This is a genomic window from Ruminococcus callidus ATCC 27760 (assembly GCF_000468015.1).
Classification (GTDB): domain Bacteria; phylum Bacillota; class Clostridia; order Oscillospirales; family Ruminococcaceae; genus Ruminococcus_C; species Ruminococcus_C callidus.
In genome coordinates, this window is the sequence record NZ_KI260336.1 from 3,504 (window position 1) to 12,288 (window position 8,785).

The window sequence follows — 8,785 nt, forward strand, 5'->3', positions numbered from 1 at the left end:
GTCGCACAATCTTTGTGCGGTATTGCCTCAAGAAAGAGAGCATCGTGAGAGATCACAGTGCTCTCTTTTTGCATGTTACCTCGCCTGCGAAGCCGCTTACGGTTTTTTTCTTGCAATTGTTTTATAAAAACAGTATAATAAAGGAAACACTGAATCAAGACAACCAGCTGAAACAAATCTCAAAGGAAGGCGGCGGTGAAGATGGAAAACTGCATCGAGATACAACATTTACAAAAAAGCTTCGGAACTGTGCACGCAGTGAACGACTTGTCCCTGCAAGTGAAACAGGGGGAATTGTTTGCGTTTCTGGGCATCAACGGGGCAGGAAAAAGCACGACCATTTCCATGCTGTGCGGACAGCTGCGGCAAGATGCCGGCAGCGTGCGGATTCAGGGAAAGGATACACTGGAGGACATGCCGCAGATCAGGCAGAGCCTTGGCGTGGTGTTCCAGCATTCCGTGCTGGATAAACAGCTTTCGGTGCTGGACAACCTGAAAACCCGTGCGGCACTCTACGGCATTACCGGCAGGGCATTTCAGAAACGTCTGATAGAACTGGACAAACTGCTGGAGCTGAAGCTCCTGCTGAAACGAAGCGTGGGGAAGCTCTCCGGCGGACAGCGGCGGCGAATCGACATTGCACGGGCGATTTTTCACCAGCCGCAGCTGCTGATTCTGGACGAACCCACCACAGGGCTGGATCCTCAAACCAGAAAATCTGTCTGGCGGGTGATCGGGGAACTGCGAAAGAAAAAGCACATGACGGTATTTCTCACCACCCACTACATGGAGGAGGCTGCCGATGCAGACCATGTGGTCATTCTGGACGAGGGCAGAATTCTGGCAGAGGGAACGCCGCTGGAACTGAAAAACCGCTACACCGGCGATACGATTACACTGTATCACGCAGAGGAATCCGCGGTGGCAGCACTGGGACTGCCTTATGAAAAAGTCGGGGCAGCGTTGCAAATTGCCGTGCCGGATACCCGCACAGCCACACAGCTGATTTTGCAGCAGCCGGAATTGTTCACGGATTACGAGATCATCAAGGGCAGAATGGACGATGTCTTTCTTGCTGTAACAGGAAAAAATATGGGAGGTGCCGACAATGTGGAAAGCCATGTTTCTGCGTAATGTGAAGCTGTACTTTAAAGACAAGGCGATGTTTTTCACCTCGCTGATTACGCCGGCGATTTTGCTGGTGCTGTATGTGACGTTTCTGGGGAATGTCTATCGGAACAACTTTTCTGCGGGATTTCCGGAAGGCTTTTCTCTTTCCAGGCAGGTGATCGACGGGGCAGTAGGGGCACAGCTGCTGTCATCGATTCTGGCAGTGTGCTGCGTGACAGTGCCGTTCTGTTCCAATATGCTGATGGTGCAGGACAAGATCACCGGTGCACGGAAAGACCTGCTGATCGCTCCGCTGAAACCGGCAGTGCTGCCAGTCAGCTATTTTCTGGCAACGGTAGCATCTTCTCTGATCGTCTGCCTTGCGGCGTTCGGGCTGTGTCTGGGCTACGTCCATGCGGTGGGCTGGTTCTATACGTGGGGCGACGTGCTGCGGCTTACCGGCGATGTGGTGCTTCTGGTGCTGTTCGGAACGGCACTTTCCTCACTGATTCACTTTTTCCTGAGTACACAGGGGCAGATCTCGGCGGTGGGTACTATTGTCAGTGCCGGCTACGGTTTCATTTGCGGGGCATACATGCCGATCTCCGGCTTTGGAACCGGTCTGCAAAAGGTGCTTTCCTTTTTGCCAAGCACCTATGCCACCGCATTGATGCGAAATCACGCCATGGGCGGCGTGTTACAGCAGATGCAGAGCGAGGGCGTACCGGAAGAAGTGGTTCGCGGCATACAAAAAGCACTGGACTGTGATCCTGAATTTGCGGGAAAAACAGTTGCAGTTCCGGAAATGTACCTGTTTCTGTGCCTGACAATTCTGCTGTTGCTGGGATGCTACATTTTGGTACACGGGATTGCGGAAAGGAAACAAAAACTGCCATGAGAGTTGTCATTGAAAAGCCGCCGGAGGGCGGAGAAGAAGAACTGATCGTTCGCGTCAATCAGCTTTCAGAACGTGTGCTGGAACTGCTGCGTGTGATACAGGCGGAGGACGAGAAACTGATGTGCTATCACGAGGACGGGAGCCTGAGTGTGCTCTGTCCGTCATCGGTGTTTTATTTTGAGTCTGTGGACAATCGCGTGTATGCGTATGAAAAAGCGGAGGTATCGGAATTGAAGCAGAAACTTTACGAACTGGAACAGCGGTTTGCCGGAACGGATTTTATCCGCATTTCCAAGTCGATGATTCTGAATCTGGCAAAGGTGGAACGGTTTGCTCCGTCGTTCAGCGGTCGGTTTGAGGCGATCCTGCAAAACGGGGAGAAAGTCGTGATCTCCCGTCAGTATGTTCCCGCTGTGAAAAAGCGGCTGGGGTTGTGAGGTGCGGCGATGAAGAATAGATTCAAACGGTTTCTCTCCATTACAACGGTATCTGCGACAGGTACTTTGATCGCCTGCATTGTCTGGTACGGTGTCTACTGTCTGTCGGGACATCAGGAGATTCTGCACTTTTGGATTCCCTATATGGTGCTGCCGGAAATTTTGTCCATTGGCGTGCTGGCAGGTGCTGTTACAGAATTGGTGCTGCCGCCGAAAGACATGGAGAAGTGGGAAGGCATGCTGCGGCTGGTAGTACACTATGTGTTGATTACCCTGGGGGTGCTGATATGCGGGTGGCTGTACGGCTGGTACGAACTTTCTGTTGTCGGAGTTCTGGCAATGTGCCTGACGAGTGCGGCAGTGTATCTTTTCACATCGGCGTTGAATTATCAGATCTATAAAAAAACTGCCGAACAGATGAATGAAAAACTGAAAGAACATCATAAGAAAACTGCCGGTTCGCCGGTAGTCTTTCCCAAGGAGGGAATCGATCATGAGAAAGGAGTGTAACACGATTTGGATTGCGGCAATGCTGACAGCAGCAGTGCTGACCGGCTTTTCTGGCTGTACAGAAGGGGAGATCCCGTCGCTGTCTTCTTCGGGCACTGCCGAAACCACAACTGCATCACCGGAAGAATCCGCCGCAGAGAGCAGCACCGAGGAAACAGCAGAAACTTCTGCCGCAGAAACGGAAGCCGCAACGGAAACTGCGGAAACCATTCCGGCACCGGACGAAACCACAGAGCCCGCAGCGGAAACCACTTCGGCGGAAACGACAACAGTTCCCGAAGCCGGTGCAGACACTTCGGAATATGCGGCTGCGGCAAAGACACTGTTCGGGGCGTTGAACTACATTGACCAGATCGGCAGCGGCAACCTGCCGAAAGATGAAACCGATACCATACAGACGACAAAGTCCGGCGTGACCTATGAAAGAGTGACAAAAACGCAGTTCAGCAGCACTGCCGACCTGAAAGCCTACATGACAGCTTCTCTGACACAGAAGATGATCGACAGCCGCTATGCTGCCATTCTCGGCACAGACAAGCCGCTGTACATCGATGCCAACGGCGGACTTTACGGCAGACAGTATGCCACCAGTGGTGGCTTCACCTGGATCGATCCGGAACAGGTGACCATTTCCAATGCTACAGACAGTTCGTTTACCGCTTCGATGCAGTACGACAATTTCGGTGCGGCGGATACGCTGACGGTACAAATTGTGCTGGACAACGGTCTGTGGAAGATTGATTCGATGCAGTGACAACGTGGTATTATAAAGGCAGCATTGCAGAGTTGGTTGCAATGCTGCTTTTTTGTATTTGTAGACAAAATGTAAATTCCAGCACAGCCCTATTGACTTGGAGCCAACTCCAAGTGTTATAATACAATTGCAGGAGGTGAGAACCCTTGACCATTAAGGAAGTCAGCGAAAAGTATCATATCACGCAGGATACGCTGCGGTATTATGAGCGGGTGGGCATGATCCCCAAAGTCACCCGAACCCTCAGCGGTATCCGGAACTACCAGCCGGAAGATCTGGGCTGGGTGGAGCTTGCCCTCTGTATGCGAAATGCCGGACTGCCGGTGGAAGTCATGATCGAGTATGTGAAGCTGTGCCAGCAGGGCGATGACACCATTCCGGCACGGTTACAGCTGCTGCTGGATCAGCGGGAAACACTGCTGGAACAGCGGGAGCAGATCGACACGACACTGGAACGGCTGAACTACAAGATCAGCCGCTATGAGGAAGCTGTCCGGACAGGCGTACTCACATGGGATAAACAGGAATGCAAAGGAAACGTAGCGTTTCCCAAGAATCACGAACAGGAGGAATCATAATGTATCTGGAAAAAATCAATGCACCGGAAGATGTAAAAAAACTGAACATAGACGAAATGCATGCACTGGCAGCAGAAATGCGGAAGGCTCTGCTGTTTCGTCTGAGCAAGCACGGCGGTCACTTCGGACCGAATTTCGGCATGGTGGAAGCGACCATTGCCATGCATTATGTATTCGATTCCCCGAAGGATCAAATCGTCTACGACGTTTCTCATCAGAGCTATCCGCACAAGATGCTGACCGGCAGAAAAGATGCCTATCTGTATGAAGAACACTTTGACGACGTTTCCGGCTATACCAATCCGGAGGAGAGCGAACACGATTTCTTTAACGTGGGGCATACGTCCACTTCGATCAGCCTTGCCAGCGGTCTGGCAAAGGCACGGGATCTGAACGGCGAAACCGGTAATGTCATTGCGGTGATCGGTGACGGCTCTCTCAGCGGCGGCGAGGCACTGGAAGGTCTGGACTTTGCCGGCGAAATGGACACCAACTTTATTATTGTTGTCAATGACAATGATATGTCCATTGCGGAAAATCACGGCGGCTTGTACCGGAATCTGAAGCTGCTGCGGGATACTGACGGCAAGGCAGAGTGTAATCTGTTCCGTGCCATGGGTCTGGACTATGTGTTTGTGAAAGACGGCAACGATATTTCGTCCCTGATCGCCGCATTCCGGCAGGTCAAGGACAGCACCAAGCCGGTGGCTGTGCACATCGTTACCCAAAAGGGCAAGGGCTATGAACTGGCAGAGCAGCACAAGGAGCAGTGGCACTGGTGCATGCCGTTTGATCCGGCAACCGGAAAACCCGCCGGTTCCTTTGACGGTGACGGCGATTACGGCACATTTACGGCAAACTATTTGCAGGAAAAAATGGCAGCAGATCCCAGCGTCTGTGCGATCACTTCCGCAACGCCGGCGGTGTTCGGATTCACGCCGGAGATTCGGAAAAAGGCTGGCAAGCAGTTTGTTGACGTGGGCATTGCAGAGGAGCAGGCTGCGGCAATGGCTTCCGGTATTGCGAAAAACGGCGGCAAGCCGTTCTGGGGTGTGTACAGTTCCTTCCTCCAGCGTACCTACGACCAGCTGTCGCAGGACATCTGCATCAACAAGAATGCTGTTACCATTGCGGTTTTCGCCGCTTCTGTTTTTGGCATGAATGATGTGACGCATCTGGGCATCTACGATATTCCCATGATTTCCAATATCCCCAATCTGGTATATCTGGCACCGGTCACTGTAGAGGAATACCGTGCAATGCTGGACTGGGCACTGGATCAGACGGAACACCCTGTGGCAATCCGTGTGCCGGTACAGTATGTTTCCGACGGCAAGGCTGTGACCAAGGATTTCAGTCAGCTGAACCGGTACGAGGTGACACAGCAGGGCAGCGATGTGGCAATTCTGGCACTGGGCTCGTTCTATTCGCTGGGCGTTGCTGCTGCGGAAAAGATTCAGGAAAAGACCGGCATCACGCCGACAGTCATCAATCCGTATTTTATCACCGGACAGGACACCGAACTGCTGGAACAGCTGAAATCCAGTCACAAGGCAGTCATTACGCTGGAGGACGGCGTGCTGGACGGCGGCTTCGGTGAAAAGATTGCACGGTTCTACGGCGACTCTGCAGTAAAGACCAGGTGCTATGGTCTGAAAAAGGAATTTCTGGATCGCTATGATGCACAGGAAGTCCTGCGGGAAAACCGCCTGACCGTAGAGCAGATCGCAGAAGACGTGGCAAAGATGCTGTGATCGGCAAAAACGGAACAGGTGTAAATGCAATACCGCTTTCACAAAAATGCTCGTGAATACATCAAGTATTCACTCTGCTTTTTGCTCCATCTGACGGAAAATTTGACGACGCATCTGTCGCACAATCTTTGTGCGGTATTGACGTAAAGATTTCATAGGCAGACTCTGTGCGGAACGCTCCGGCAGGGTCTGCCTTTTTGCATGTGCAGTAGAAAAATGCTGTTTTCGCCAGGATTCACGTTATATTTACGAAAAATAAACAAAATAAGTGATTTCAAGTGTTGACAAGGGCTTGTTTTTCTGCTATAATAATAAAGCTGAATGCGACACATGAAAAAACATGAAGCGAGTGTGCTGGAATTGGCAGACAGGCACGTTTGAGGGGCGTGTGCTTCGGCGTACGGGTTCAAGTCCCGTCACTCGCACCACTTCCTCAAATCGCAGGAAGCACTATAAATGGACAGGTGGTTGAGCTGGTCTAAGGCGCACGACTGGAACTCGTGTATACGTTAATAGCGTATCGAGGGTTCGAATCCCTCCCTGTCCGCCAGAATGAAAAGCAGTTTCAAGTTTTTGAAACTGCTTTTTTGTTTTCCGAAAATTACAATCTGCCCAAAATTCTACAAAAAATGTGCAAAAAATCTGTTCCCCACCGTCCTGTGTTCACGAAAAAAATCTTGACACTGCAAAATGAGTTTACTATAATAAATAGGGTATTCTGTAATGGAAAAAAACAGCCGCCCACCGACAAAAACGGGCGGCTGTTGTGTTGGAACGGCGGAAACAAGGCTTTGAGAAACTACTGTAGAAAGTCTGCTGCATGAAAAAAGAGGAGGAACAAAGTGCATGGGGAGTATTAACAAACAGCACATGACGATTCACTGGAAGCACATTGTCAAGGATGATGACAGCGTGCCTTCGACTGAGGCGACCTTAAAGGAAAAGGCGACGCTGGTGGGCAGAATCGGACAGATGATGCTTTCGGTGGGAACCGGTGCGTGGCGTGTGCGGAATTCGATGAATGAGGTTGCCAGAACGCTGGGCATTTCCTGTACGGCAGATATTGGTCTGCTGTCCATTGAGTTCACTTGCTATGAGGAAAGCGGCACATATACCCATTCGATCGCACTGCCGACTACCGGCGTGAATACGGATAAGCTGAATGCTCTGGAAGCCTTTATGCGGGAATTTCCGGAAATGGCAACGCAGATCTCCGTCAAGCAGATTCATCTGGTGCTGGACGAAATTCAGAAAAAGCCGGCGAATTATAAGGCTTGGAATCTGGGACTGGCATCCGCAATTGCTTGCTGTGCATTTACCTTTTTGCTGGGCGGCGGTCCTATGGAAATGATCTGTGCCTTTTTTGGTGCAGGCGTGGGAAACTTTGTGCGAAAGCTGATGCTGCAAAAAAAGATTTCCCTGCTGGGGAATGTTGCTGTCAGCGTAGCGGCTTCCTGTGTCACATACGTGCTGACCATTCTGCTGGCACAGACCATTTTCGGCGTGTCGAAAGTGCATCAGGCGGGCTATATCTGTGCAATGCTGTTCGTGATCCCCGGCTTCCCGCTGATTACCGGCGGTATCGACCTTGCCAAGCTGGATATTCGTTCCGGTCTGGAGCGGATCACATACGCTCTGCTGATTATCCTCACTGCGACCATGACTGGTTGGGTGACGGCTCTGGTCTGTCGCTTCCAGCCGGCAGACTTTGTGGCTCTGCAAATTGACACCGGCATGATGATTATTTTGCGAATCATCACCAGCTTTTTCGGGGTATACGGCTTCTCTCTGATGTTCAACAGCCCGCGGAAAATGGCAATGACAGCGGGACTGATCGGCATGTTTGCCAACACGCTCCGTCTGGAACTGATCGATCTGGCACATTTCCCGGTAGGCATTGCTGCATTTATCGGAGCATTCTTCACCGGTTGTGTGGCATCGATCGTCAAGAAAAAGATCGGTTATCCGCGAATTTCCCTGACTGTACCGGCAATCGTCATCATGGTTCCGGGCTTGTATATGTACCGTGGTATCTACTATATCGGGCTGAATGAGATCGGCGACGGCTCTCTCTGGCTGACCAAAGCGATTCTGATCGTTATGGCATTGCCGATGGGCTTGGTGGCTGCAAGACTTTGCACCGACAAGAACTTCCGCCACTGTACCTGATAATCTGATAAACTTTTTCAAAAAGGAATCCCTGTCCGCTTGCACAACGGACAGGGATTTTTTTATAGCCTGCTCATATCTTAGGGCAACACTGAATAAAGCCTTTGGACTTGCTGCAAAAATGCCGCATGCCGCCGGAGTTCCTGTTGGGTGTGGATAAATTGACTGCGTTCGTGCAGCCGTAGCTGAATTCCCACCGGCAGGGACAACAGAAACTGTCTGGAAGAACTGCTCTGCCGCAGCAGTGTCTGCAAATTGGAAAATGCCACAAAGATCACCTCATGCACAGTATATGCAGGCATGTCTGGAAATATACCAAGGGCAATACCGCACAAAAAGCGTCTGGCGACTTTGCACGCCATCTGCTTGCAAATTTTCCGTCAGAGCCTGTTTCGTATCTTCCCGCACGCATCTGTCGCACAATCTTTGTGCGGTATTGCCGAAGGGCATCTTGTGTAAAAGCCTTGTGCGGTGCCGCCCTGAAATTTTTGAATGCCTTTTACATGCTTTTTACAACATGCCGCAAAAATTCGTGAAACACTTCAGGAAACACTGCATAAAGCCCGCCTGACGGC

The 8,785-nt window shown here is 51.2% G+C and carries 9 protein-coding genes and 2 tRNA genes; 10 read left to right on the top strand and 1 reads right to left on the bottom strand.

Annotated elements, in window-relative coordinates:
* The first annotated feature begins 201 nt into the window (after positions 1–201).
* From RUMCAL_RS03575 to RUMCAL_RS03620, 10 genes are all read left to right on the top strand, one after another.
* Positions 202–1,134 (top strand): ABC transporter ATP-binding protein, encoded by a 933-nt coding sequence (locus RUMCAL_RS03575; protein ID WP_021681162.1) that lies wholly within the window; start codon positions 202–204, stop codon positions 1,132–1,134.
* The gene (locus RUMCAL_RS03580; protein ID WP_021681163.1) at positions 1,109–2,008 is read left to right on the top strand and encodes an ABC transporter permease; all 900 of its coding nucleotides are present in this window, start codon (positions 1,109–1,111) and stop codon (positions 2,006–2,008) included. Before RUMCAL_RS03575 ends, RUMCAL_RS03580 begins: the two co-directional genes overlap by 26 nt.
* Positions 2,005–2,445 (top strand): LytTR family DNA-binding domain-containing protein, encoded by a 441-nt coding sequence (locus tag RUMCAL_RS03585; RefSeq protein ID WP_021681164.1) that lies wholly within the window; start codon positions 2,005–2,007, stop codon positions 2,443–2,445. Before RUMCAL_RS03580 ends, RUMCAL_RS03585 begins: the two co-directional genes overlap by 4 nt.
* 9 nt (positions 2,446–2,454) lie before the next feature.
* A complete protein-coding gene (locus tag RUMCAL_RS03590) occupies positions 2,455–2,955 on the top strand; it encodes a DUF3021 domain-containing protein (RefSeq protein ID WP_021681165.1) in 501 nt (166 codons plus the stop codon).
* A complete protein-coding gene (locus RUMCAL_RS03595; RefSeq protein ID WP_021681166.1) occupies positions 2,939–3,709 on the top strand; it encodes a hypothetical protein in 771 nt (256 codons plus the stop codon). The genes RUMCAL_RS03590 and RUMCAL_RS03595 overlap by 17 nt, the downstream gene beginning before the upstream one ends.
* A gap of 146 nt (positions 3,710–3,855) precedes the next feature.
* Positions 3,856–4,287: a MerR family transcriptional regulator gene (locus RUMCAL_RS03600; protein WP_021681168.1), complete on the top strand. Its 432-nt coding sequence runs from the start codon at positions 3,856–3,858 to the stop codon at positions 4,285–4,287.
* Positions 4,287–6,041 carry a 1-deoxy-D-xylulose-5-phosphate synthase gene (locus RUMCAL_RS03605; RefSeq protein ID WP_021681169.1) on the top strand — a complete coding sequence of 585 codons (1,755 nt, stop codon included), beginning with the start codon at positions 4,287–4,289 and terminating at the stop codon, positions 6,039–6,041. Before RUMCAL_RS03600 ends, RUMCAL_RS03605 begins: the two co-directional genes overlap by 1 nt.
* Positions 6,042–6,386: 345 nt before the next feature.
* Positions 6,387–6,469 (top strand) — tRNA-Leu (locus RUMCAL_RS03610).
* A 30-nt stretch (positions 6,470–6,499) separates the two neighbouring features.
* Positions 6,500–6,591: transfer RNA gene (locus tag RUMCAL_RS03615), tRNA-Ser, on the top strand.
* 296 nt (positions 6,592–6,887) lie between these two features.
* On the top strand, positions 6,888–8,210 hold the full coding sequence (locus RUMCAL_RS03620) for a threonine/serine exporter family protein (protein WP_021681172.1): 1,323 nt from the start codon (positions 6,888–6,890) through the stop codon (positions 8,208–8,210).
* 80 nt (positions 8,211–8,290) lie between these two features.
* On the opposite strand, the gene RUMCAL_RS03625 is transcribed toward RUMCAL_RS03620, so the two are convergent.
* Positions 8,291–8,479 (bottom strand): hypothetical protein, encoded by a 189-nt coding sequence (locus tag RUMCAL_RS03625; RefSeq protein WP_040646872.1) that lies wholly within the window; start codon positions 8,477–8,479, stop codon positions 8,291–8,293.
* Between the last annotated feature and the right edge of the window lie 306 nt (positions 8,480–8,785).

Bases quoted from the DNA above. Each gene is read 5' to 3' on its own strand.
- RUMCAL_RS03620 (WP_021681172.1), top strand. From the start codon at position 6,888: ATGGGGAGTATTAACAAACAGCACATGACGATTCACTGGAAGCACATT.
- RUMCAL_RS03580 (WP_021681163.1), top strand. From the start codon at position 1,109: ATGTGGAAAGCCATGTTTCTGCGTAATGTGAAGCTGTACTTTAAAGAC.
- RUMCAL_RS03595 (WP_021681166.1), top strand. From the start codon at position 2,939: ATGAGAAAGGAGTGTAACACGATTTGGATTGCGGCAATGCTGACAGCA.
- RUMCAL_RS03590 (WP_021681165.1), top strand. From the start codon at position 2,455: ATGAAGAATAGATTCAAACGGTTTCTCTCCATTACAACGGTATCTGCG.
- RUMCAL_RS03605 (WP_021681169.1), top strand. From the start codon at position 4,287: ATGTATCTGGAAAAAATCAATGCACCGGAAGATGTAAAAAAACTGAAC.
- RUMCAL_RS03585 (WP_021681164.1), top strand. From the start codon at position 2,005: ATGAGAGTTGTCATTGAAAAGCCGCCGGAGGGCGGAGAAGAAGAACTG.
- RUMCAL_RS03575 (WP_021681162.1), top strand. From the start codon at position 202: ATGGAAAACTGCATCGAGATACAACATTTACAAAAAAGCTTCGGAACT.